The organism is Laceyella tengchongensis (genome assembly GCF_900182735.1).
Taxonomy (GTDB): Bacteria; Bacillota; Bacilli; order Thermoactinomycetales; family Thermoactinomycetaceae; genus Laceyella; species Laceyella tengchongensis.
In genome coordinates this window covers 402,067-427,873 of record NZ_FXTU01000002.1, presented here as the reverse complement: position 1 = coordinate 427,873, position 25,807 = coordinate 402,067, and the positions used below count along the sequence as shown (strand labels likewise).

Below are 25,807 nucleotides of genomic sequence, written 5' to 3'. Positions count from 1 at the left end.
GTTTTTAATTTTTTAGGACAGGAGCGTACAGGTCATGAGAGAGTATACGCCAAAAGAAATTGAGCGCAAATGGCAACAGGCGTGGCAGGAAGCGCGCCTGCATCATACGGATGAAGATGAGAGCAAACCCAAGTATTACGCACTGGAGCAATTTCCTTATCCTTCCGGCGAAGGGTTGCATATGGGGCATATGCGGGTTTATTCCATCGGTGACGTGGTGGCTCGGTTTCGGCGCATGAACGGCTACCGCGTCTTGCATCCGATGGGGGCGGACGCGTTCGGCTTGCCTGCGGAAAACGCGGCGATCAATCGCGGCATCAATCCCAGAGAGTGGACCTTGTCCAACATGGAGCGCATTCGCAAAGAGCAAGCGCTGATCGGTGCTTCCTATGACTGGGACCGTTATTTGGGCACTTGTCTGCCTGAGTATTATAAGTTTACCCAATGGCTGTTTTTGCTGTTCTATGAGCGGGGATTGGCTTACCGCAAGAAGGCCTTCGTCAATTGGTGCCCCGATTGCAACACGGTACTGGCCAATGAACAGGTGGAAGACGGCAAGTGCTGGCGTTGTGATTCAGAAGTGACCAAAAAAGAGTTGGAACAGTGGTTCTTGCGCATCACCGACTATGCGGAACGCCTGCTGGAAGGGTTGGACCGGCTGCCGGACTGGCCTGACAAGGTGCGAGCGATGCAACGCAATTGGATCGGCAAGAGCGAAGGGGCGCATGTCACATTTACGGTGCCCGAATGTGACGATGAGCCGGTGACCGTCTTCACCACCCGGCCTGACACCCTGTTTGGGGTGACCTACATGGTGGTGGCGCCTGAACATCCCTTGGTGCCTCGTTTGGTGAAAGGTAAAGAAACGGAAGCAGATGTGCTCGCTTTCATCGAACAGATGAAAAAACAATCTGAGATCGAGCGCACATCCACCGAGGCAGAAAAAGTGGGCTTGTTCACTGGGGCTTACGCCAAGCATCCGCTTACGGGAGAAAAAGTACCCATCTGGGTGGCCAATTATGTCCTGATGGATTACGGTACGGGCGCCGTGATGGGAGTGCCTGCGCATGATGAGCGGGATTTCCAATTTGCGTCCAAATACGGACTGCCCATCAAAGCCGTGATTCAACCGGCGGCAGGGGAACCGTTGCCAGAGCCGCTCACGGAAGCGTATACCGAAGACGGGGTGCTGACTCGTTCAGGGGACTTTGACGGGATGCCTAACCGCCAAGCGGTGAAGGAGATTGCCAAGTTGCTGGAAGAGCGGAAGCAAGGCGGTTGGACGACGACATACCGCTTGCGTGATTGGCTCATCTCCCGTCAACGGTATTGGGGCACGCCCATTCCGATGATTTACTGTGACTCGTGCGGAGCGGTGCCAGTGCCCAAGGAGCAATTGCCGGTCATGTTGCCGGAAGATGTGGTGTTTGATGGAAAGCGCAACCCGCTGACCACTTCGGACACTTTTGTGCAGACGACGTGCCCGCGTTGCGGCAACAAAGCGCGCCGTGAAACAGATACGATGGACACGTTTATTGACTCTTCCTGGTATTTCATGCGTTACACGGACGCGCAAAATGAAGATGAGCCATTTACGCCGGAAAGCGCGGCCAAATGGTTGCCGGTAGATGAATATATCGGTGGGATCGAACATGCGGTGTTGCACTTGCTCTACTCCCGCTTCTTCACCAAGGTTCTCTACGATGCGGGCTTGGTGCCTGTGGACGAACCGTTCAATAGCTTGTTGACGCAAGGCATGGTGTTGAAAGACGGATTTAAAATGTCGAAATCCAAAGGCAACGTGGTGAGCCCGCTGGAAATCATCGAGAAATACGGTGCGGACACGGCTCGGCTCTTCATCCTGTTCGCGGCTCCGCCTGACCGCGATTTGGAATGGAGCGATTCCGGTGTGGAAGGCAGCTATCGGTTTATCAACCGCGTGTGGCGGCTGATCGCCCAGCATGAAGCGCTGTTTGCACAAGATATCCCTGTGCAGGGCGAACCACAAAGCGGCGAGGCGAAAGAATTGCGCCGCCTGATGCATCAAACCATCAAAAAAGTGACTAGTGAGATCGGGGAGCGTAGCCATTTCAACACCGCGATCAGTGCGATTATGGAATTGGTCAATGGGCTGTATGCATATCCCGAGCATGCTGACCGCGCAGTGTTAAAGGAAGCGCTGGAAACGCTGGTGGTCTTGCTAGCTCCGTTCGTGCCGCACGTGACGGAAGAGCTGTGGCAGTCGATGGGGAAAGAGGGCAGCGTGCACCGCGTTGACTGGCCCACCTACGATGAACAGGCGTTGGTGCTGGACGAGGTGGAAATCGCCGTGCAGATCAATGGCAAGGTGCGGGACAAATTAGTCGTCGCAACCGATGCCAGCCGTGAGGAAGTAGAAAAGCAGGCGTTGGAAACCGAGCGCATCCAAGCGTTGATCGAGGGGAAAACAGTGCGTAAAGTCATTGTGGTACCAGGTAAACTTGTGAATATCGTAGCGAATTAAGGTGGATTTAGCCAAGCAAGAGGCTCCGTTCCCGGTATAGGGGGCGGAGCCTTTTGTCGTTCTGGCAGCATGCAGGGGGGACGTCATCCCTATTGTGCAAATGGGGAGAAACGGGTATAGTGTGGGTAATTGGAAAAAAATGTCGGAGCGTGAAGGCGATGGTTTACTGGGATTGGACACCAAGGGAGAAGGGCTTGGCGATTGCGTTGGCGGGGGTGGTGTTGACAGTAGGAGCAGTCTGGCTATTTGGACAGGAAGAGCGTCCTGACAGGCAGGAGTGGATGGAATACCCGGTTCAGGCCAATCCGCCCGTGACCGAAAGACCTGAGGTAAACACGAACAAACAAGCGAGTAAGAAAGCGATCATCATCGATGTGAAAGGAGCGGTGCACAAGCCGGGCATATATCATTTTAGTTCGGAGGCGAGAGTGTATGAGGCGCTAGAGCGCGCTGGTGGGGCGCGGGACGAGGCTGATCTGGGACGGGTGAATTTAGCTGAGCCGCTCCGGGATGGGATGGTGCTATACATTCCCAAACAAGGGGAGCAGGTGACACCGTTTATGGAAACGGCGAAGGCTGACTCGGCGGATGCCGGCGGGAAGATCAATGTGAACACCGCGACGGTAGAAGAGTTGGACAAGCTGAACGGAATCGGTCCTAGCAAAGCGGAGGCCATCGTCCGCTACCGCGAAGAACACGGGCCGTTCCAATCGGTGGAGGACATCGCGCAGGTGCCCGGCATCGGCGAGAAGACAGTGGAGAAATTCCGCGAACAGATCACAGTGCATTAAAGGAAAAAGCGATCCAGGCAAACTGGATCGCTTAAAACGTGTAACGCTCTTATTTGGACATGATTTTACGCACTTTTTCCAGCGCGAGATCCAACTCTTCTTGAGTGATGGTGAGCGGAGGCGCAAACCGGATGGTGTTGTCGTGGGTTTCTTTGCAGAGCAACCCTTCTTTCATCAGTGCTTCACAGTATGGACGTGCTTTCTCATACAGTTCCATGCCGATGAAGAGACCTTTACCGCGTACTTCTTTAATGATCGGGTTTTCGATTTTTTTCAATTCGGTGATGAAGTATTCACCCAACTCGCGAGAACGGGTGGTGAGATCATCTTCCACCAGAACATCGAGTGCGGCGATGGACACAGCACAAGCGAGAGGATTACCGCCAAAAGTAGAGCCGTGCGAACCCGGATCGAAGACGCCCAAGATTTCTTTGTCGGCAGCGACTGCGGAGATCGGCATGACTCCGCCGCCCAATGCTTTACCCATAATGTACATGTCCGGCTTCACGCCTTCCCAATCGCAGGCGAAGAACTGGCCTGTCCGCCCGAAGCCAGTTTGTACCTCATCGGCGATGAAGAGGACATTGTGTTCTTTACAGATTTCCAAGGCTTGGCGCAGGAAGCCCTCCGGTGGAACGATGACTCCCGCTTCCCCTTGGATCGGCTCCAACATGAAGGCAGCCGTGTTCGGGGTGATAGCCGCTTTAAGCGCTTCCAAATCGCCATAAGGGATCACTTTAAAGCCGGGTGTGAGCGGACCGAATCCACGTTGGTATTCTTCGTTGGAAGATAGCGAAACAGCGGTGATGGTGCGGCCGTGGAAGTTATCTTCACAGACGATGATTTCTGCTTGGTTGTCGGCAACCTTTTTCACATCGTAAGCCCAGCGCCGAGCCGCTTTGATCGCCGTCTCAACAGCTTCTGCACCCGTGTTCATGGGCAGAACCATTTCTTTGCCGGTCAGCTCAGCGACTTTCTCATAAAACGTGCCCAATTGGTCGTTGTGGAAGGCGCGGGAAGTAAGCGTCACTTTGTCTGCTTGATCCTTCAGGGCTTGGATGAGTCGCGGATGACGGTGACCATGGTTGAGCGCAGAGTAAGCACTTAACATATCCATGTAACGATTGCCATCGGCGTCTTCCACCCACACGCCTTCTGCTTTGGAGATGACGATCGGCAGGGGATGGTAGTTTTTCGCTCCGTATTTATCCGTGAGTTCAATCACTGCTTGGTTTTTGGACATGGATGATGAACCTCCCTTGTAATTTACCCAATTAACCTCATTTTAGGTAATAAAGTGCGCGAAATCAATGAAATGTATACTATTTCACTGTTGCGCATAAATAACAGACTTGACGGATAAAAAAGGAGTGGGTATAATCACCTTATCATTAAAAATGCAAACGTAATAAACATTCATATTGTTTCTCTTATCAAGAGCGGCGGAGGGACTGGCCCGATGAAGCCCGGCAACCTCGGTGAGATGGTATCACCGGAAGGTGCCAAATCCTGCAGAACAAAAAGTTCTGAGAGATAAGAGGAGACGGTCCGTCCGCGCGCGCAAACCTCTTCTCTTGTCGGGAAGGGGTTTTTTGTTTGCCAAATTTCCGCATCAAAGGAGAGGAAACACCGATGAGAATGGAAACAGCGTTGGCGCAAATCGGGAACAGACAAGAACGGAATACAGGAGCAGTGAACTATCCGGTCTATTTTTCAACTGCATATGAGCATGTTGACGGGGTGAGCACTGGGTATGATTATTCACGCGCTTCCAATCCGACGCGAGACGTGCTAGAGGAAAGTATCGCCCGATTGGAAGGGGGGGACGGCGGATTCGCGTGCAGTTCGGGAATGGCGGCGATCCACACGCTGATGGGTTTGTTCAGCCAAGGGGATCACTTGATCGTATCGTTGGATCTGTACGGCGGAACGTACCGGCTATTTGAGAAGGTGATGACACGGTACGGTTGTTCCTTTTCTTATGTGGATATGCGGAACTTGGCGGACATTGAACGGTTCATTCAGCCTAACACCAAAGCGATCTTCATCGAGTCGCCCACCAATCCGCTGATGTGTGTGACAGATGTTGTTGCGGTCTGCCGGTTGGCTAAGGAACGAGGACTGATCACCATCGTGGACAATACGTTTATGACGCCTTTTCTACATCGTCCCCTCACGTTGGGAGCGGATATCGTTATTCACAGCGCCACCAAATACCTGGGTGGGCACAATGACGTGTTGGCCGGGTTGATCGTGACCAAGGGCGCAGAACTGACGGAGCGGGTCGCCTTTTTGCAGAAAGCAATCGGCGCGGTGTTAGCCCCATTGGACTGTTGGTTGTTGATCAGGGGGATGAAAACCTTGGCGCTCCGTATGAGGCAGCATGAGGCCAACGCTCAAGCGATTGCTGCTTATTTAGAGCGCCATCCGGTTGTCGACGCAGTATATTACCCCGCGCTGGACTCTCGGAGCAAAACCTTGCTCACTGAGCAGGCGGACGGGTTCGGCGGGATGTTGTCATTCCGCTTGAAGCGCAAAGAGTGGGTGCGTCCAGTTCTCAACAATTTGAAGATTATCACTTTTGCGGAAAGCCTGGGGGGCGTAGAAAGCTTGATAACCTATCCGGCCACGCAAACCCATGCCGACATTCCGGTGGAAATCAGGGAGCAAACAGGTGTCTGTGACCGCTTGTTGCGCTTATCGGTGGGGATTGAACACCAAGAGGACTTGATTGCCGACTTGGCGCAAGCCTTACCGCAAGGGTAAGCACGAAATTTGTTCCGCTGAGGGAGCTTTTACACACCGCCAAACGAGCACGGTAAGTTAAAGAAAGGGATGAGGATGAGATGAGGTTTGACACAAAGTTGTTGCACAATGGGAATGAGATCTGTTCAGTTACGGGAGCGTCGAGCATCCCGATCTACCAAGCTTCCACGTTTCACCAATTTTCGATTGACCAACCAGGGGAATTTGATTACGCCCGTTCGGGAAATCCGACCCGCCAGGCGTTGGAAGCGACGATCGCCCAACTGGAAGGCGGGTGTAGGGGATTTGCGTTTGCTTCCGGGATGGCAGCGATTTCCACGGTGTTTCTCCTCTTCTCACGCGGAGATCATCTGGTGGTTTCCCAGGATGTGTATGGTGGCACCTATCGCGTGTTGACCAACGTGTTTGAGCGGATGGGGATTGAGACGAGTTTCGTGGATACGACGGATTTGGAACAAGTGATGCAAGCGATCAAGCCTAATACCAGAGCGCTGTATATTGAGACACCATCCAACCCGCTGTTGAAAGTGACTGATCTTCGGGGAGTTGTCAACATCGCCCAAGCGCATGGTCTCCTCACGATTGTGGACAACACCTTCCTCACCCCGTATTATCAGCGTCCATTGGAATTGGGGGCCGATATCGTCATCCACAGCGCGACCAAATTCATCGGGGGCCACAGCGATGTGATCGCTGGATTGGTCGCAGTCAAAGACCGAGAATTGGCGGAGTCATTAGCGCAATTGCAAAACGCGTTTGGCGCAGTGCTAGGCGCTCATGACGCTTGGCTGGTGATGAGAGGGATCAAAACGTTGAAGGCGAGAATGGAGCTGTCGACAAGAAGTGCGGAAAAAGTGGCCTTGTGGTTGCAACAGCATCCCGATGTGGAACGGGTGTATTATCCCGGCCTGCCGTCGCATGAAGGCCACTATGTACAGGACGCGCAAGCCAGCGGGCACGGGGCTGTCCTCTCCTTTGATCTTGGCGAGGGAGATAAGGTGCGCCAATTTTTACAACGCGTCAAATTGCCGATCGTGGCGGTCAGCCTAGGTGCGGTAGAATCGATTTTGTCTTATCCGGCGCTGATGTCCCATGCCTCTATGCCACCGGAAGTTCGGCTAAAACACGGGATCACGGATGGACTGTTGCGGTTGTCGGTCGGTCTGGAAAGTGCCGACGACCTAATTGAAGACCTGGCGCAAGCGATGTCGTTTAGCGTGCCAATAGCCGTGGGGAAATAACGCCGTAGGAACTAAATTTTCCTGCGTGACATGACGCTTTTCGGGAAAGGGGTTTTTCACCGTTTCTATCTACACATACCCTATTCCGCAGTCTAATGCCTCCTTCACAGGGGGCGCTTTTCTTTTCGCCTAATTTATGTACAATAATAAAGAACGATCCAGCAGAGAAGGAGTTATCCAAGATGACAATCAAATCGGATAAATGGATACGGATGATGGCGAGAGAACGGAAGATGATCGAACCATTTATCGATCGCAATGTGGGAAAAGGGGAGGCCGTCAGCTTTGGCTTGTCCAGCTACGGATATGACCTCAGGGTGGCGGATGAGTACAAGATTTTTCACAATGCGTTAAATTCGGTGATTGATCCCAAAGAAATCAGTTCCGATTCTTTCGTGGACTTTCAAGGAGAGGTATGTATCATTCCGCCGAACTCGTTTGCTTTGGCCCGGTCGGTGGAGTATTTCCGCATTCCTGAAAACGTGCTGGCGATTTGCGTTGGCAAATCCACCTACGCGCGTTGCGGCATCATCACCAACGTCACCCCGTTGGAACCGGGTTGGGAGGGACATGTGACATTGGAGATCTCCAACACGACCCCCCTGCCGGCGAAAATATATTCCAATGAAGGATTGTGCCAAATCCTGTTCTTGGAAAGCGATGAAGCGTGCGAAGTTTCTTATGGACATAAGCAAGGGAAATACCAAGGCCAAACGGGCATCACGTTGCCGAAAGTGTAAAGCTTCAGATAGCGTGAACGTAAAAGCCGCATTGCCGGCAAGATTGAACACTCATGTGCGACATGGGTGTTTTTTTGTTGAAATTTGTTGGGGAAAGAAGGAAATAGGCATAAGGCGGGAAGAAAGAACTGGTGCGAAAAGGAGGTGGGAAAATGAAACGGCCTTTGGTGGTGTTAAGTTTGGCGTGGGTGCTCGGCTACTTCGTACATGGATGGTGTCGGCTCCCCGCCATGGCCTACCTGCTCGCCGCGCTGGCCGCACTGGTAGGTGGCGGGTGGGCATATTACCAATGGCGGAAAGGGGTTTTTATTACCTTGCTGTTGGTAGGCGTGTGCTTGTCAGGCGGGCGGATCGCATGGGTGGAGGGGCATTCGCCGTCGGCACTTTCGCCACTGATCGGGGCATCCGCCGAGTCCTCCCGATCCCTGCCGGTGGTAGGCAAGGTCACCTCCCTGCCTGAGTGTGACGGGGATCGCCTCCTGTTTGTGCTCGATGTGGAGCGGTTGCGTGTGGGCGGGAAGTGGCAGCATTTGCCGCAACGGGAGCCGGTGCAAGTTACGGTAGCTCTGTCCGACCCCAGCCAGTGGCGGCGAGCCACGCAGATCAAACCCCAGCAGACGGTAGCGATGCCACTCACTTTTCAACGTCCGCCTCTGCCGCGCAATCCGGGGGCCTTTGATTACAGGGAGTACTTGGCACGGCGAGGCATTCACTGGTTGGCTGAAGGAAAGTCGCTGTCCGATTTCCGTCTGTTGGCCGTTGCCAAATACCACCCCTTGTATTGGATGGGCGGAGTGCGGAACTGGGCAAGTGAAACCGTGAAACAGATTTATCCGGAGCAGACAAGCGGTGTGATGCGAGGCATTTTGCTGGGCGAGAGAAAAGCGGTTCCCGAACGGATTGAACAGGATTACGCTACCCTTGGCATCATCCATGTCCTCTCCATTTCAGGTTTGCATGTCAGTGTGTTGCTCGCAGTCGGGTATTGGGGATTGAAGCGGCTCGGCATGACCCGGGAAAAAGCGGCGGGCTTAGTTATGGCTCTTCTTCCGTTATACGTCATCCTGACCGGCATGGGCGCCCCTGTGATTCGGGCGGCCTTGACGGCCGGAATGGTTTTGCTCGCCACCCTTTTGCGCCGCCAGCAGGATGTGCTATCTTTCTTGGCCCTTTCATTTTTGCTCCAATGTGGCTGGAATCCGCATGTATTGGAAGAAGCTGGTTTTCAACTTACATATGCCATAACCGCCGCATTGGTCATTGGGACAGGGAGTTTGGGTGATGCCCTTCCTCTTCCCTGGGCTTGGGCGCGACAAGCATTAGCGGGAATGCTGATTGCTCAAGGGGTTTCGTTGCCGTTTGCACTGGTTCATTTTCATGAATATTCGCTTTTGTCTGGTGTCGCCAATCTATTGTTTGTGCCCATTGTCAGCTTAGTGGTGACGCCCTTGGGGATGGGTTCGGTGTTGTTGGCGGCAGTCTGGGAAACGGGCGCCCGTGCGGTGGCCGAGATGGTTACGCTTTGCCTGTATATCGTGGATGGGGGTGTCGGTGTGCTGGCGCAGATGACCCCGTTGCATCGCTTGTGGCAAACCCCACCGGGTTGGTGGCTGGTGGCGTACGCATTGGCAAGCTGGTATCTTTTTGCTGCATGGTGCGGGGCATTTCGCTTTCACAGCGGCGCGCATCGCGTCTATGGGTGGATTTGCTGGATCGGCTTACTCTTTATCGCCGCAAGCATGAAAATAGGGAGCGATGCGACGCGCATCACATTTCTAGATGTGGGCCAAGGAGATTGTGCGGTGGTTGAAGCGAAATCGGGGCAGGTGATTGTGATTGACGGCGGCGGGCGCGATGTGCGGGATGGGGAGGCTTCCTTTGATGCCGGCAAGCAAGTGGTGGTTCCTTTTCTTAAATTCCGTGGCATCAACCAGATTGATACGTTGGTGATGACCCACGGCGACTTAGATCACATCGGCGGGGTTAAGGCCATAGTGGAGCGCATACCGGTCAAGCGGGTGGTGCGCAATTCCTCCCCCATCCAATCTCCCATGGAGCGCGAAGTGATGACAGCGATCCGTCGCAGGGGCATTCTTGTGCAGGTACCGCGTTTGCATCGGTGGGAAAGGCTTGGGGAAGGCGTGAATTGGCAATTTTACCATCCGGGGATCAGCACGCGTCACGAAAGAAATGAAGATTCGCTCGTTTTTCTGTTGACGGTAGATGGCGTGCGGTTTCTTTTCACCGGAGATGCGGGAAGTCCGACGGAAGACCAGTTGCTGCGCCAACTGCGCCTGCCGGATATCCATCTGTTGAAAGTGGCTCACCATGGCAGTCGATCAGGCACGCAATCCAAGTGGTTGGAAGTGCTTAAGCCGGAGCATGCGGTCATCTCGGCCGGTAAGCGAAACCGCTACGGGCATCCCGCTCCAGAAGTGATCCGCCGCTTGCAGAAAGAACGGATACATATTTGGCGAACAGACCTTCAGGGAGCGATACAAGTGGAAGTGCAAACGGGTCGGCTACGGATTGCTTCCGTTTTAAAAGATGGCGGTTGACGCGTTGGAAAGACAAAAAAGGCAAACTTTTTTCAAAAGGGATCTGGCAAATTTATGGTACACTGGTTGCAACATCGATCTGAACGAGAAAGTCTAAATGGTAGGAGGGGTATTGTTGCTCGACTCTGATTTGATCCGGCGCGCGCAACAGGGAGACAGGCAAGCTGTCGTCCAAGTGTTGAAGCAACTGGAAGTCGCGATGTACCGCACAGCGTATTATTTGTTAAACAATGAGCAAGATGCTCTGGATGCAACACAGGAAGCCTTATTAAAGGTGTATAAGCATTTGCCGACATACAAAGGGGATGCCATGATCCACACTTGGGCGCAACGGATTGTGACCAATGTATGTATGGATATGTTTCGCAAAAGGAAGAAGGTGGTGTTAATGCGGGAAGATTTTTGGCGAGAAGATGTTAAGGCCGTCCGCGAAGTGGAAGGCGGCGCGATGATGACTGATCTGAAGCAGGCCATTTCCCGCCTGCCAGAAACGCAACAAACGGCGGTCGTGTTGCGGTATATTCAGGAGTACAATTACCAGGAGATCGCTGAGGCGATGGGGATGCCGATCAATACAGTCAAATCGCACTTGTTTCGGGCACGCAAGCAGTTGAAACAATGGCTGGCGGCTTATAAGGAAGGAGGGGCCACCACCCATGGATCGTGAAAAATGGATTGAATGGATGCAACGCGACCTTGATGGTGATTTGACGCAAGTGGAAAAGGAGATGTTGGAGAAGCATCTGGCCCGCTCGCCTGAAGATGCACGCATTTATGAAGGGTTTCGCTCCTTGTCCGATGAGCTGTCCCGTTTGCCGCAAGTGATGCCGCCGACTAGCATGGTTGATTCGCTCTTGGCGGAAATGGAAGACAAACCGTCCGAGTCCCGTCCGAATCCATCCGGCTGGATGGCGCGCTGGCGTCCGTCTCGACGAGTGGCTGTCGGCATGGCGGCTCTGTTTGTCGTGGGATTTGTGAGCGGTGCGTGGGTGAATGGATGGTTGATGAGCGATCCGCCAAAACAAACGATGACTTCGCGAGGCGACGGCAGTCCCTTCGATGGGAAAAATGCTAGCAAAGTTCCGCCTGATGTGCTCATCTCCATGAGCAGCGAAAAAGACGGACAGTCCCACATTGCGTTTTCCCCGGATCGTGAATATCAAGCGATCTGGACCGACAATCACCTTTTGGTCAAAACCAAGGATGCGAAAACCACCTATTCGCAAAAGCTGTCCGTCGGCGGGCAAAAGCCGCGCATGCAATGGGTTTCCGCTCGACGCGTCAAAGTCTCTTACCAGGATGAAAAAGGGGCTTCCAAGCAGCTCACTATTGATGTCGAGCGGGGCGAAAAGGTAAACTAGGGTGAAGAGGTGAAGTCAGTGAACCAGGAGCTTTTACGGGAGCTGAAGCAGAACAAGATTCACCCAGTTTACTTTCTTTACGGCACCGAGCGCTTTTTGATTGAAGAAGCGCTGTCGGGGTTGCGTGCGCATGTGATGCCCGAGGAAGATGAGTTTGGCAACGCGGTTACATTGGATTTGGAAGAAACGCCGATTCAGATGTTGGTTCAGGAGGCGGAGACGCTTCCTTTTTTTGGTGAACGCCGCTTTATCGTGGGCAAAAACGCGCAGTTTTTAACAGCCAGCAAAGGAAAAAGCGGTGTCTCCCATGATCCGGACGCACTGATCCATTATTTAAAAAACCCGTTGGAAACAAGCGTGGTGGTGCTCACCCTGCACGGTGACCATTTGGACAAGCGCAAGAAGGTAGTGAAGGAATTGTTGGCCGGCGCCCGCACGGCGCAATTTGACTCGCTCAAAGGCAAAGAAGCTGCGGAATGGGTAGTGCGCCGGTTGCGCGAGCGACTGGTGCGGATCGATGCCGATGCGCTGAAAGAACTGCTTGTCTTAGTGGGAAACGATTTGCACCTCTTGCATCAAGAATGCGAGAAATTGGCCACGTTTGTGGGTGAGAACGGAGTCGTCACCCCAAAGATCGTATCGGAATTGGTTCCGCGCACGTTGGAGCAGGATGTGTTCAAACTGACAGAGAAAATCGCGGAACGAAAGTTGGAAGACGCCTTTCATATCTGGCATGATTTGCTGTTCCAGAAAGAAGAACCCGTGCGGATCTTGGCGCTGGTCATTCGTCAATTCCGCCTGATGTTTCAAGTGAAGACGTTGGCAGGAAAAGGAATGAGTGAACGCGAGATGGCGCAACAGCTCAAAGTGCACCCCTATCCGGTGAAATTGGCGTTGCGCCAAGCGAGGGCTTTCAGTGAAAAGCAGTTGCGTTCTTTGTTGGCGATGGCCATTGCGGCCGACCAGGAGATCAAATCGGGAAAAGTGGACAAAGAATTGGCTGTCGAACGATTGCTGTTCCGATTGCATATGTCCGCTTGAAAGGAGCAATCAATGATGCAAGACCAACAACGACAAGCTTTGCGCAAACGGCAATGGCTGTATCTCAACGGGCTGTTTGTTGCCGTGTTACTTTTGTTGGGCCTGTTGCTGGCGATCAATGTCACCGCCCCGCAGTTTTTCTTAGCGCTGGGGTTGCTCTTTTTGGTGACGCCCGTCAGCATCTGGGTGTTTAAGGAAAGCAACCCCTTGTTGCGGGTGCTCCCCGGCATGGGAGAATTATCGCAATATGAACATGAGAAGCTGGGGGAAAGTTGGGGGAAATATCAGTTCTCCACCGCTTTATTGCAAACGGCCTGTAGCTTGTTCTTCTTTGTGCAGGCCGCGATTCGTGAGGGAGGGGCTCCATTTCGCGAAGGGATACCGATTTGGTATTTCATTGTCGTTCCGGTGATCGTGCTATTGATTATCAACTTAAACCATCGTTCGCACATTAAGCGGATGGATGGGAAGACGCCGGAACAACTGCATACTTACGCTGAAGAGAAAAGGTTATTTTCCATTGTGTTTGCATCCGTGACCTTGGGGATGACGTTGATCGGCACCTGTGTGGTCATGTTGATGAGTTGATGACAAATGCAAAAAGCCCGGCTTGCGAATAGCGAGCCGGGCTTTTTACGAATCAATCCTGTTCCTCTTCAACAGGGTGCTTCATGATGCGGCGGGTGGCTTCATAAGCGGAGGTGAAGGAAAGCTCCGACAGTTGCCCTTTTCCTTGACACCAGTCACCTGCGAAATAAGCGTTGGCCAGGCTGTGGAATTTGACCGGCATCAGCCGTTGGTCATCAATGCATTTGATTTCCTGTACCGTCGCTTTTTTGGACACACGTTTAGCTACAAGCCGGTCGCGCCAGCCGGGGAAGTGCTTGTCATAAATGGATTCGATGATGGCTACTTTCTCATCGGCTTTGTTTTGGGCGATCTCCTCTTCATTTAGATAGGCGACGGCTTGCATCAATTGTCCGCCCTCAGGTACACAGGTCGTGTCATAGTATGAAATGTCTGTGATGAATACCTTTTGCGCCTTTTGATAAATGTAAGTAAACGGGCTGGAAATCCGTTCGGAAAGGCCGACGTCGTACACGACCACACTGGTGGGGGAGTAACGAACATATTCTTCGAAATACTTTTGCAAAGGCGTTTCCGCAAACAATTGGCTACATTCTTTGGGCGGAATGCAGAATAGATAATGATCTGCGGTGTACACCCTTTCTTCTTTGCCGTAGATGGCTGTGATTTCCTTGCCGTCCAGGTCGATCCGACTCACTTTTTCTTTGGTGATGATGCGTCCGCCGTTTTTTTCGATGATGTCGGCGAAAGCCTGCACGATGGCTTGCCAACCGCCGCCGATGTAAGAAACGGCCCGTTGGGTCGCGAACAGGCGCCGGTAGTAATCGAAAAACAACGTCGAAGGAATGCGTTCTGGTTCATTGGTGAAAAAGTTGGATGAAGCGATGGTCAAAAGCAAATCGCGGACTTGTGGCGTTTCCTTTTGTAAATACTCACCAATAGGGATGCCTTCTTCCCCGCGATTGATGGAGGACATTGTTTTGAACACTTCATAAGCAAATCGCAATTTGTTTTGCGAATCCAGCACTTTGGTACGGTAAAGCCCTTCCAATGTTGCCGGCATCGGCGTTGTATACGATCCCATGTCATAAAAGGCTTTGGATGGGGAAAAATCTTTCCAATCGACGTTTAATCCAATTTCATGTTCGAATTTGCGCAAAATGGACTTGTCGCGGGCGTAAATGGCATGCGCCCCAAAGTTGAAATTAAATCCTTTCAACGGAATGGTAATCGCCCGACCACCCAATTTGGGCGCTTTTTCCAACAAAGTCACATCGTATCCATTGTGTGCGAGCCGAGCGGCGGCGCTCAAACCGGCCAAACCTCCACCCACCACAATCGCTTTTTCAGACACGTAGAAACACTCTCCTCCAGTAAACGGTTACAAAGCGGAAAAAAATGAGATATCTATCACTTTCCTATTTTATCAAGTTTAAAACACTTAGAGTAGGTTTTTATTTGAGTTCGGAAATTTCTTGCTAGTGCGTTCGATTTCCGGTCCGAAAGGGATGTTGATAAGGGCGTGGAGAAGGGGTACATTAGGGCGTGACGGATAATCAACTGGATGCATATGAGCGCTGGAGCATCTTCTCCCCGGTAAGTACCTCATCACGGGTGAAGCATAGGGGAAAGCGGTTTATAAGACGCTAGACTACTTGTCAGAGGTTGAACATGGAAGACAAGGGAAGGGATACGATGAAGAAAAAATTGGTGAGTGCTTGTTTTGCCGGTATCCATTGCCGGTATGATGGCAAGCACAATCGGGTGGAGCAGATTCAAGAACTCATTAAGCGGGGGGAGGCGGTGCCCGTCTGTCCGGAGCAGCTTGGCGGGTTGTCCACTCCACGCAAACCAGCGGAAATCGTTGGCGGCGATGGGCATGATGTGTTGGATGGAAAGGCAAAAGTGGTCACCGTGGACGGAGAAGATGTGACCGAAGCGTTTGTGCGGGGAGCTTATGAGGCGTTACGCGTAGCCCAAATGCTGGGGGTGGAGGAGGCAATCTTGAAAGAGAAAAGCCCCTCATGCGGCAATTGCATCGTATATGACGGCACCTTTCAAGGCGTGAAGAAAGCAGGACAAGGAGTGACAGCGGCATTGCTTAAGCGCCACGGGATTAACGTCGTGTCTGAGGAGGAGTGGAAGCAGGAGTCATGAGCAAGCCCTAATGGAAAACGCGTCCCGCAACTTTATGGCGCCTGGAAAAAAATAGGCCCTCCGATGAAGGAGGGCTTAACTTGTTAGGCTGTGGGCGAGGGGACGTTTTTCTGCCCAAGCTGTTCTTTGATCTTTTTATATTGGAACAGCATGGCGACGCGCCACGGCAACAACATGCCAAAGGCGAGGATGAAGAAAACGCCGCCTGTCTGGAAGATGCTGATATGATGTTCGATGTAGTTGTGCAAGGCGAGGCGCACCACAAACAATCCGCTCAAAATGACAACGAAGGCGCGGGACTGCTTCAGGTAAATGTCGTCCCCTTTAATTTCAAACGCGGATGTTTTGATGAGTGGCAACGAGAAGAACAAGGCTCCCACCAAAAAAGACAGGATCGCCCAAGAGAGGGGGATGCGGCATTCTGGAAACACGAACATCAGGAAACCGGTGCTCATCCCCAGGGGTGGTATGATAATTTTTTTTGCTGAAGTCGGCTTTTTGGAAGCTCTCAACCGCATGATAAAAAAAGTCGAAGCCATGGCGACCCCGATGATCGGCGCGATGGTTGTGAGATGAATCGGTAAAGTTTGTCCCATATCCGTCCCTCCTGATTCTAGAAAAAAACTAGCACATTCCCGGCCCTTTGTAAATAAGGGCTCGCTTGACTTTTTGGCAATATTGGAGCAAAATGAATATCATTAAGTATCATATGTGAATGGGAAAATTTTCATACGGCACAACGGCGATGATAAAGGGGAGTAGTATAGGAGCGGCCGCTTAAGAGAGTTGGCGGGTGGTGCGAGCCAACCGGCCCCCAATACGAATGGGCTTTGGAGCCGTTTTCCTGAACGCGGGGGCATGCGATAGATTCCGTCAGTAAGGAAATCCGGGTTATTCCGTTATGAATGAATGAAGTGTGCCCGAAGTGTGTGTTTTTCGGGCAAATAAGGGTGGTACCGCGAGTTCAGGCTCGTCCCTTACGGGGGCGGGCTTTTTTATTTTCTCTTAAAAGGAGTGTGTCAAGATGGAACGCGTATTGTCTGGCATCCAACCGACTGGCGCCGTGACCCTGGGGAATTATATCGGGGCGATGCAACGGTTTGTTCAAATGCAGGAGGAGGCCGACTGTTATTTCTGTGTGGTGAATATGCACGCCCTCACCATTCCGCAAGACCCCGAATTGCTAAAACAAAGAACCATTGATTTGGTGGCTATTTATCTGGCGACCGGGCTTGATCCGGCCAAGTCCACCATATTTGTCCAATCTCAGGTTCCAGCCCATGCAGAAGCGGCTTGGTTGTTACAATGCGTGGCCCGCGTCGGCGAACTGAATCGGATGGTGCAATTCAAAGAGAAGGGCAAAGGGTCCGAATCCGTCTTGGCTGGACTTTACACCTATCCCGTTCTGATGGCGGCTGACATTTTACTTTACAACCCCAAGCGGGTGCCGGTCGGTGAAGACCAAAAGCAACACTTGGAATTAACGCGTGAAATCGCGGAGCGTTTCAACCGCGATTATGCCGAGATTTTCACGTTGCCCGAACCGTACATCGGCGAAGTGGGCGCCCGGATCATGGGTCTGGACAATCCGACCAAAAAGATGAGCAAAAGCGCCGATAGCGAGTTCAACTACATCACACTGCTGGATGAACCCAAGAAGATTGAGAAAAAGCTGAAGCGCGCCGTAACCGATTCAGAGAATGTCATCCGCTTCGATCCGGTTGCGAAGCCAGGGATCAGCAACTTGCTCAACATCTACAGCAGCCTGTCAGGCAAGTCGATCAAAGAATTAGAGAAACAGTATGAAGGTTTGGGGTATGGTCAGTTTAAGAAGGATCTGATTGAGGTAACGATCGATCATCTCGCGCCGATCCAGTCGCGTTTCTATGAAATCCGCAACTCCGGCGAAGTGGAGCAAGTGCTAAAACAAGGCCGGGAGAAGGCGGCGGCGGTGGCTGATGAAACATTGAAACGCATCAAAGATGCCATGGGCATTATCTAAATGAAAAGATCTCGTCCCAAAACTTGGGGCGAGATCTTTTTAAATAAAAGCGACCCAACAAAGCGGGTCGTTCATAAGCTGCATTACGCTTGCAATGCTTGCAGTTTTTTTACGAGGCGGGATTTTTTGCGAGCTGCAGCGTTCTTATGGATCAGGCCTTTGGTTACGGCTTTGTCCAAAGTGCGAGCAGCCTCTTTGTACAGAACGGTTGCTTTTTCGTTGTCTTGTTGTTCAACGGCAACCAAGAACTTTTTCACAGCCGTACGCATAGCAGACTTTTGGGAAGCGTTGCGCTGACGGCGAATTTCGTTGGTTTTAGCGCGTTTGATTGCGGACTTAATGTTAGCCAATACATTCACCTCCTGTGGGATTCTGATCTCCGCATCCCATTTATGCAACATGCAATATTCTAGCATGAGCCATGGCAAAAAGCAATAACACAAGCCAGAGGAATAAATAAATCAACAAAAAGCAAACTATTAGCGGATTGTCGGGGAGGTGTCCCGAACAAAGGTGGCATCCACCTATGGATGCAACGGGGAGGAAGATTCATTCATGAACGCAGAGCGCACTGAACACCAAATCGATTTGTCTGGCTACTCTATTCGCACAGACCTGGCGCGGGAAGCGCATCAGATGGCGGTAGAAGAGCGGGGGGGCACAAGCGACATCCCCGGCGTACGGATGGAAGAGAACACCGATGAAGGCATCACCACCAGCTGGATCTGGATCGATGAGCAAGCGGGCAGTGAAGCGATTGGCAAAGTGCCTGGCACCTATCTGACGTTGGAAGTGCCGGCGCTTAGAAGCAGAGATTCCATGCTAGAAAAGCGCGTAAGTGAACACTTTGCCCAGCAATTCAGCCGTTTTTTGGATGAGGTTGGCATTGGCCTTGACGACTCCGGCCTGATCGTCGGCCTCGGCAACTGGAATGTCACGGCCGACGCCCTCGGGCCGCTCGTCGTCAAACACACCCTCGTCACCCGCCACCTGTTTGAGCTGGCGCCCGAGTCCGTCGCTGAAGGGTATCGGTCGATCAGCGCACTGTCGCCGGGCGTGCTGGGCATCACGGGGATCGAGACGAGCGAGATCGTGCGCGGCGTGGTGGAAAAGACGAAACCGGACTTCGTCATCGCCTTCGATTCATTGGCGTCAAGAGCGCTCAGCCGCGTGAACACCACCATCCAAGTGGCCGACACCGGTATCCATCCTGGCTCAGGGGTGGGCAACAAGCGCAAAGCCCTCACCAAAGAAACACTGGGTGTACCGGTGATTGCGATTGGAGTTCCTACAGTTACAATATTGCTGGTATGGAAACGATCCATTTGTTTAAAAGGATTGCTAGGACGTTCCCTATTCCCATCAAAAAACAGATGTTAATTAAAGTTGGTTGAGATAAAGATCTTAAAACTGATAAGACTTTTCTTTTAATTATGAGCCTGGCAAGTAAGTGCTGGGCTTTTTATTTTTCCCAAATCGTTTTGAAGTACCTTTTACATAATAGAGTATGAATTACTTAAAATGGGATAAAATATATAATCTGTTTATAAAAAATACTTAAAAACTAGATAAAAAATAATTGATTTATTATTTATAAGTAATTAAATTATATAATGTAGTTGTGACTATTTTGTGTCACGAAACAACTAGCATGTGAAGAAAGAAGGGATATGTTTGCAATTTTTTTATGCTGAACGATACGCGCGAATTCGTAGCATTGTATCGATTACTATTGTATTGGCATTGATCTTCACTCTCTGGCCGCAAGTAGCATTTGATGTATTGGCTGCTCCTGCACCCAAGCCAGTTGAATTGGAACACATGCGGACTGCCACTTCGAAAACTTATATATCTCCAGATAAAAAGACATATACTTTGGAAGAATATTTGGAGCCCATTCACTATAAAAAGGATGGTAAATGGATAGAAATTGATAACGAAATAAAAGAGATAAAAGATGTCAAATTAAAAAGAGCGGCCGCGGTGGACGATGCTGAACTTTCCCTCACAAATGGAGGAAACCAATTTCAAGTGGGGTTTGCCCCACGTAGCCGGGGCAAGAAAGTGGTTCGTTTGCAATTGGGACAAGCCCACATCGATTTCGGTTTAGTTGATGGTGCCGATGTAGCCGCGAAAAAAGCTAAGAACAAAGTGACGTACCCCTCGGTTTATCCATATACGGATTTGAGTTATTATGTCACCAATACAGGTTTTAAAGAGGCCTGGGTGTTGCAAAAATACACGGGACAGTCTACCTATACGTTATCTTTAAAAACGAAAAATGTGGATGTCAAACAAGAGAAAGACGGTTCCCTTTCATTTTTAGATAACAAGGGTAACACGGTGTTTGCCATTCCTCGACCTTTCATGGTGGATGCCAATGACGAACAATCCTTTGGTGCCCGATATGAATTGCGTGAGGAGAAAAACCAAACGTTTATAGATTTGAAAGTGGATACTGCTTGGTTAAAGGATGAAAAGCGGGCATATCCAGTGGTGATTGATCCATCTGTTTCGGTGCAAGGTGCACTTAAGACATACGATGCCACTGTCACAAATTCCACTAATGGTAAAAATGTCAACTTTGGCACTTCTTCATATTTGCTCACAGGGACCTATACTGATCCGACTTATGGTACGGGAGAATATCGTTCGTATCTCAAGTTCGCACTATCTCCATTGTTGAGTGGAGCGAACATTTCGTCAGCGACGCTTACATTGCATCAATACGCAACCACTCATACAGAGCAAGTCAATGTTTATCCAGTCACCTCGGATTGGAACTCTACTGATATCAAGGGAAGCAACCAACCATCATCTGGTACAACACCTATCTCCACGAAGTCGGTTGGAGCTGTGGGAGCTTATGATTTTGATATCACTTCACTAACAAAACAATGGTATGCAGGCACCAGCTCCAACTATGGGGTAATGTTACGCCTGAATTCGGAAAGCAATAACCGAAAAGGATTCCGTTCCAGTGACTATCTCGATCCTGATCCAAACAACTCGCAAAAGCCCAAGCTGACCATTACTTATACCATTGATCCGATAGGAGTAGAAAGTTTCTGGACGACGGCTGCTTCTAATGTGAACACCTATAACGGTAACTACTATTTGCAGGATACGGATGTCAGTATCAGTGGCCGCGGTCCAGGTTTGTCAGTGGAACGAGCTTATAACAGCCGTTCAAACAAAAGTGGTATTTTTGGCTATGGTTGGATCTCCAACCTAGAACAAAGTCTAACCATGGAATCTAGCGGGCCTGTCGCTTATACAGATGCCGATGGTACCACACATACGTTTATACCGGAATATGGATCGGGCGGAGTACCAACGGGTACCTATAAAGCGCCTGATGGAGTCAACTTAGAATTAGTGAAAAACAGTAACGGTACCTTTACCCTAGTCACATCGGATCAGACAAAATACAATTTTAACTCAGCCAAAAAGTTGGTTTCGATTGTTGATAGCAACAATAACACGACAACGATCGCTTATACCGATAACCTGCCCACGTCCATTACCGACGCGTCAGGTAGACAAATCACACTGGCTTATGACACCAACAACCGAGTCAGCAAAGTGACCGATCCCGCTAATCGTTCAGTAGAGTACACCTATGACGCGAACGGCAATTTGATTGGCATCACACACAAGGATGCAACAGGTTCGGTGGTGTCAACAGAGTCATATGGCTATGATGATAACCACAATTTGATATCGATCACCGATCCAAACAATCATACGAAAACAATCAGTTATGATACGGACAGTGACCGGGTAATTGCTGTTTCTTATCCCATCACAGTGAATGGTGCGAAACAAACGGCGAAATCAACATATAGTTATGATGCAGTAAACAACACCACCACCGTCACTGATCCAAAAGGAACGAAAACGATTTATACCCATAACGCGTATGGGAATGTGATCCAAACGACGCAAGATCCGACTGGTTTCAATATTAAGAACAAGTTTGATTATGACGACAAAAACCAATTGATCAGCCACAAAGACGGAAACGCCAACGCAACCGACGGCACGGGTACTTACAATTATACGTATGATGAGAAAGGAAATCTGACTAGCACCAGTACGCCACTCAACAACACGAGTAGCACCACTTATGACAGCAAGAACAATCCGGTGACGGAAACAGATGCCAACGGCAACACCACAACCAATGAATATGATGACAAAAATAATTTGACGGCCTCCACTGACCCAGTCGAAAAATCAACTGCGACCCAATACAATGCCTATGGCAACGTCTTGTCGGAGACATCGGCGATGAGCCCCGGCAACAACTTGGCTATCAATGGAAGCTTTGAACTGGATCGCAACAGTGATAATTGGCCGGACAATTGGAGCAAAGTGCCGAGTGGATCAGTTAATATCTCTTGGGATAGTACAGGCCTTACAACAGATGGCATTACTTTGGGGAATAAAAGCATCAAAATTTCCAATGTCTCTGGGGCTACGGCCATTGCCAGTGATAAAGTTGCTTATGATCCCAATAAAACCTATGTACTTAGCGGATATGTAAAAACGAGTGGTGCCCAAGGACGAGGTAGCATCTATGCGTTTGCGTTCAACTCTAAAACTGGAGCGTCCACAGCCATCGCCGGTGCTGGCATCACAGGTACGCAAGAAGCAACCCGCATCCACTTGTCTCTCGATCCGGGAACATTGACAGGATATGACCAGTTGCAAATACGCGGGTATATCAGCGGAATCAATGGTCAATATGGTGGAACGTACTGGTTTGATGGCTTGCAAATCGAAGAAGGGCATTACGGTGCCTATAACGTATTGGAAAACAGCGACTTTGAACGGGATCTCGATCCCGCTGGCGACAAAATTCCAGATCGCTGGTATTTGCAAGGAGACACAGCGGCAGGGGACGGCCTAGATGCCACAGAAACATATAGTGGTGCACGTTCAGTGAAGCTGGTTGGGGATTCGGCAAAATACAAAACGGTGTACCAAGATGTCAACTTAAAGGGTGGAGCGGGTTCGATTTTAACTGTATCTGGCTTTTCCAAAACGGAAAATCCGAACCCAAATGGCATTTACGGATACATTATCAATACCTATGATTCCAGTGTGGGAACTGATGTAGTGGAGAAGTTTACATTTAACTTTGATCGCTCAAAGTCTCACGATTGGCAACATATTGCCAGCGAAATAAAAACAACCAAACCCTTTGATCGAATCAGGGTGTACTATGAGTACAGCAATCAAACGGGAACAGCTTGGTTTGACACGGCTAAAGTGGTGCCGGATGCCATTACCACCTACCATGGCTATGACAGCAACAACAACTATGAAACGTCAACTACCGATCCTGAGCAACGGGTCACACAACGCACTTATGATACGGTTGGCAACACGACCAGTGAAAAGGTTGGATTGGACACGACGAAGTTCACTTACGATGCGCTGGATCGCCTGACCAAGGTGACTGATGCGAAAAATCACACCACCGAATACCAATACGATGCGGCGGGCAACAAAACCAAGGTCATCAACGCCAAAAACAAGGAAACGACCTATACCTACAACGAATTAAATCAAATAAAAAGTGTTACCGACGCTAATAACAAAACGACAACGTATGACTACGATATGAATGGAAACCAAACCAAGATCACATACCCGAACGGTAACAGTGTTTCGTATGGCTACGACAGTGTTAACCGACAAGACGTTATTTCCTACAATGGTACGCAAACATACACTTTTAACTATGATGCCAACAATAACCTCACCAAGGAAACCGATGTAGTTAGCGGCAAATCGACTGAATATGCCTATGATGCTGACAACCGCCTGAAACAAGTGAAAGAGCCAAATGGCAATCAAACGGATTATACCTATGACGCCAATGGAAACGTAACCCAACAAAAGCTGACCGCTGGATCTACAGTGATTACACAAGACTATGGGTATAATGGGAACAATCAACTAACCAAAATCACATCCAATGGTACCAACCAAGCATGGTTCAACTACAACGAGCAAGACCAAGTGGCTCGCCGTAAAACGGCTGACGGCAACATGACCTTCAACCGGTATAATGGCGCGGGAGATTTGATAGCACGCGACATTTTTGACAAAAACGGAAACCAGATTGACAGCTTTGTCTATACTTACAATAATAAAGGCAATATTACATCAGTCACATCCAAAGCGGGCACGACCTCGTATGTGTACGATGAACTTGATCAATTGACCAAAGAAACCCGTCCCGATGGCACGACTTATGAATACACCTATGATGCTGTGGGTAATCGTCTAACCAAAAAGGTAACGTCTCCAAGCGGAACGGTGACGACAACCACTTATACTTATGATGATGCAGATCAGCTTACTTCCGTCAACGGTACGACCTACACCTACGACACCAACGGCAACCTGCTAAGTGATGGCAACAAGACGTACGTCTATGACGTGGATAACCGATTGACCACTGTTAAAGACAGCGCAGGAAATACGATCGCTTCGTTCACCTATCGTGCGGATGGCATGTGGAAGACGATGACGACGGCATCGGGTACCATTACGTTCCATTATGATCAAAACAACAATGTGGCGTATGAAACAGATCAAAGTGGAGCGGTTGTAGCGAGCTACACCTATGGTTCAGAAAATGAACCTGTTAGCATGTTTCGTGGTGGAAAGACGTATTTCTATCAGTTGAACGGGCATGGGGATGTGGTAGCACTCACGGATCAAACAGGTGCTGTTGTAAACACTTATACCTATGATGCATTTGGAAACCTCGTCAACCAAACGGGTACGGTTGAAAATCCCTATACCTATGCCGGTTATCGGTATGATAAGGAAACGGGATTGTATTACTTGCAAAGCAGGTACTATAATCCAGAGACGGGAAGATTTTTGACGAGGGATACATTTGAGGGATTTGAAAAAGAACCACTGAGTCTGAATAAGTATACGTATGCAGAAAATAATCCTGTAAATAGCATAGATCCTACTGGACGATGGTCTTTTAAAAGATCATTAAAAAAGTTATTACATCGAGTTGTTTCTGCACTATTTAGTGATATGAGACAAAATACCCTTACAAACATTGCATTCTTATTTTTAGGAGGATTTGGTGCAGGGTTTAAGACATATAGAAAGTTAAGGTCTGAATTTCATCTGTTTGAAAAATATATTTTGCGAAGATCTTTCAAATCATTTCTTCGTGGAGCACTCGGAGGATATTTGCTTGGAAATGTAATAGGTACTGCCAGTAGAATAGCTTCTGCAGGAAACAAGCTATTTAATTACGAGGGCTGGTTTGATCGTACTCATGTAGGTAGATCGATTGATAAAGGTTTAACACGAGTAGAGCGGTATCTTCATAATCGAATTAACCGTTGGTAATATTGTAAGTTAATAATAAAGAGCTAGAAATAAATCTTTTTCTAGCTCTTTTCAAATGGAGGTTATATCATTGGGCTGGATCCGTTTATTTATCGGTGTTTTAGTAATTACTTGGCTTATTTATCAATGTTTTTTCAAAAAAATCCGTACCTTCAATGATATCTTAGAACGATCCCATAATTATGAGTTTCTTCTGCGAAATAAGAAATTAGCCATTCAAACATTGCAGGTGGGATTGAAACGAGATTTAAATGAGTTGGAGCGAGCAGTATTAAATTACAATATAGGAAGGCTTTATTATGATACGGGGGAAATAGATCAGGCCATCGTTTATTTTGATAAAGCCTATCCTATTTTGATTCAAGCGGAAGGGATAAAGGTGAAAGATCAATTTATCAAAATCATAATAGCATATTTGGAAAAAGGTATGAATGACAAAGCAAATGAGGTTTATCAATATTGTATGAAACATTCTTTATCTAAACGAAGATATCAAAGACTGAGAAAGAAATATACGCAGTTATTTGAAGACCAAGGATGAAAAATGTGTAATGGGTGTCTTGTTGAACATCCCAGGATTGTGCAGCTCAATCGGGCGTCAAAGTTAAATTGAACTCCTTTTTAATAAGGTGGTATGTAACAGTACTTGCCACCTTATTAA

The 25,807-nt window shown here is 49.6% G+C and carries 18 protein-coding genes, 1 pseudogene, 1 riboswitch and 1 other annotated feature; of the genes and pseudogenes, 15 read left to right on the top strand and 4 right to left on the bottom strand.

All coding sequences use genetic code 11. The features are described from left to right. Window positions 1-34 precede the first annotated feature (34 nt). Together leuS and QQZ12_RS05645 are read left to right on the top strand one after the other, a co-directional pair. Window positions 35-2,503: a leucine--tRNA ligase gene (gene leuS / locus QQZ12_RS05650; RefSeq protein WP_102993014.1), complete on the top strand. Its 2,469-nt coding sequence runs from the start codon at window positions 35-37 to the stop codon at window positions 2,501-2,503. A 53-nt stretch (window positions 2,504-2,556) separates the two neighbouring features. Further along, entirely contained in the window at window positions 2,557-3,294 is a 738-nt protein-coding gene (locus tag QQZ12_RS05645) for a helix-hairpin-helix domain-containing protein (protein WP_123827465.1), read from the top strand. Window positions 3,295-3,343: 49 nt separating this feature from the next. Here QQZ12_RS05645 and QQZ12_RS05640 read toward each other — a convergent pair whose 3' ends face one another. After that, window positions 3,344-4,537, bottom strand: a complete 1,194-nt coding sequence (locus QQZ12_RS05640) for an ornithine--oxo-acid transaminase (protein ID WP_284724082.1) — start codon at window positions 4,535-4,537, stop codon at window positions 3,344-3,346. A 184-nt stretch (window positions 4,538-4,721) separates the two neighbouring features. Beyond that, a riboswitch (SAM riboswitch) is annotated at window positions 4,722-4,834 on the top strand. 92 nt (window positions 4,835-4,926) lie between these two features. Here QQZ12_RS05640 and QQZ12_RS05635 point away from each other — a divergent pair. From QQZ12_RS05635 to QQZ12_RS05600, 8 genes are all read left to right on the top strand, one after another. Then, window positions 4,927-6,060, top strand: coding sequence for a PLP-dependent transferase (locus QQZ12_RS05635; protein ID WP_102993011.1), 1,134 nt, complete (start codon window positions 4,927-4,929; stop codon window positions 6,058-6,060). Between the two features lie 80 nt (window positions 6,061-6,140). Beyond that, window positions 6,141-7,301 (top strand): aminotransferase class I/II-fold pyridoxal phosphate-dependent enzyme, encoded by a 1,161-nt coding sequence (locus tag QQZ12_RS05630; protein ID WP_102993010.1) that lies wholly within the window; start codon window positions 6,141-6,143, stop codon window positions 7,299-7,301. A 182-nt stretch (window positions 7,302-7,483) separates the two neighbouring features. Next, window positions 7,484-8,041, top strand: a complete 558-nt coding sequence (gene dcd / locus QQZ12_RS05625; protein WP_102993009.1) for a dCTP deaminase — start codon at window positions 7,484-7,486, stop codon at window positions 8,039-8,041. A 152-nt stretch (window positions 8,042-8,193) separates the two neighbouring features. Next, window positions 8,194-10,599 (top strand): DNA internalization-related competence protein ComEC/Rec2, encoded by a 2,406-nt coding sequence (locus tag QQZ12_RS05620; RefSeq protein ID WP_102993008.1) that lies wholly within the window; start codon window positions 8,194-8,196, stop codon window positions 10,597-10,599. Window positions 10,600-10,714: 115 nt separating this feature from the next. Then, entirely contained in the window at window positions 10,715-11,266 is a 552-nt protein-coding gene (locus QQZ12_RS05615; RefSeq protein WP_022736691.1) for an RNA polymerase sigma factor, read from the top strand. After that, complete coding sequence (locus QQZ12_RS05610; RefSeq protein ID WP_106341478.1) at window positions 11,256-11,960, top strand: anti-sigma factor family protein; 705 nt, start codon at window positions 11,256-11,258, stop codon at window positions 11,958-11,960. The genes QQZ12_RS05615 and QQZ12_RS05610 overlap by 11 nt, the downstream gene beginning before the upstream one ends. A gap of 18 nt (window positions 11,961-11,978) precedes the next feature. After that, window positions 11,979-13,001 (top strand): DNA polymerase III subunit delta, encoded by a 1,023-nt coding sequence (holA, locus tag QQZ12_RS05605; RefSeq protein WP_181352759.1) that lies wholly within the window; start codon window positions 11,979-11,981, stop codon window positions 12,999-13,001. A 15-nt stretch (window positions 13,002-13,016) separates the two neighbouring features. Then, window positions 13,017-13,589 (top strand): hypothetical protein, encoded by a 573-nt coding sequence (locus QQZ12_RS05600; protein WP_106341476.1) that lies wholly within the window; start codon window positions 13,017-13,019, stop codon window positions 13,587-13,589. Between the two features lie 52 nt (window positions 13,590-13,641). Here the strand turns inward: QQZ12_RS05600 and QQZ12_RS05595 are convergent, their stop codons facing one another. After that, on the bottom strand, window positions 13,642-14,943 hold the full coding sequence (locus QQZ12_RS05595; RefSeq protein WP_284724081.1) for a phytoene desaturase family protein: 1,302 nt from the start codon (window positions 14,941-14,943) through the stop codon (window positions 13,642-13,644). 341 nt (window positions 14,944-15,284) lie between these two features. On the opposite strand from QQZ12_RS05595, the gene QQZ12_RS05590 reads away from it, so the two are divergent. After that, complete coding sequence (locus tag QQZ12_RS05590) at window positions 15,285-15,746, top strand: 2-thiouracil desulfurase family protein (protein ID WP_102993886.1); 462 nt, start codon at window positions 15,285-15,287, stop codon at window positions 15,744-15,746. Between the two features lie 83 nt (window positions 15,747-15,829). Here the strand turns inward: QQZ12_RS05590 and QQZ12_RS05585 are convergent, their stop codons facing one another. Then, complete coding sequence (locus QQZ12_RS05585; protein WP_102993003.1) at window positions 15,830-16,342, bottom strand: CcdC family protein; 513 nt, start codon at window positions 16,340-16,342, stop codon at window positions 15,830-15,832. Between the two features lie 140 nt (window positions 16,343-16,482). After that, window positions 16,483-16,727 (top strand) — a binding site (T-box leader). Between the two features lie 43 nt (window positions 16,728-16,770). Here QQZ12_RS05585 and trpS point away from each other — a divergent pair. Beyond that, on the top strand, window positions 16,771-17,748 hold the full coding sequence (gene trpS, locus QQZ12_RS05580; RefSeq protein ID WP_102993002.1) for a tryptophan--tRNA ligase: 978 nt from the start codon (window positions 16,771-16,773) through the stop codon (window positions 17,746-17,748). Window positions 17,749-17,831: 83 nt separating this feature from the next. Here trpS and rpsT read toward each other — a convergent pair whose 3' ends face one another. After that, window positions 17,832-18,098 (bottom strand): 30S ribosomal protein S20, encoded by a 267-nt coding sequence (gene rpsT / locus QQZ12_RS05575; RefSeq protein WP_022736683.1) that lies wholly within the window; start codon window positions 18,096-18,098, stop codon window positions 17,832-17,834. A 205-nt stretch (window positions 18,099-18,303) separates the two neighbouring features. Between rpsT and gpr the strand changes: the two are divergent. The 3 genes and pseudogenes from gpr to QQZ12_RS05560 all read left to right on the top strand — a co-directional run. After that, window positions 18,304-19,044, top strand: a pseudogene (gpr, locus tag QQZ12_RS05570) (GPR endopeptidase); the annotation flags it as partial. 378 nt (window positions 19,045-19,422) lie between these two features. Continuing rightward, on the top strand, window positions 19,423-25,146 hold the full coding sequence (locus tag QQZ12_RS05565; RefSeq protein WP_284724080.1) for a DNRLRE domain-containing protein: 5,724 nt from the start codon (window positions 19,423-19,425) through the stop codon (window positions 25,144-25,146). A gap of 70 nt (window positions 25,147-25,216) precedes the next feature. Continuing rightward, entirely contained in the window at window positions 25,217-25,687 is a 471-nt protein-coding gene (locus QQZ12_RS05560; RefSeq protein WP_102992999.1) for a tol-pal system YbgF family protein, read from the top strand. Window positions 25,688-25,807: the final 120 nt, after the last annotated feature.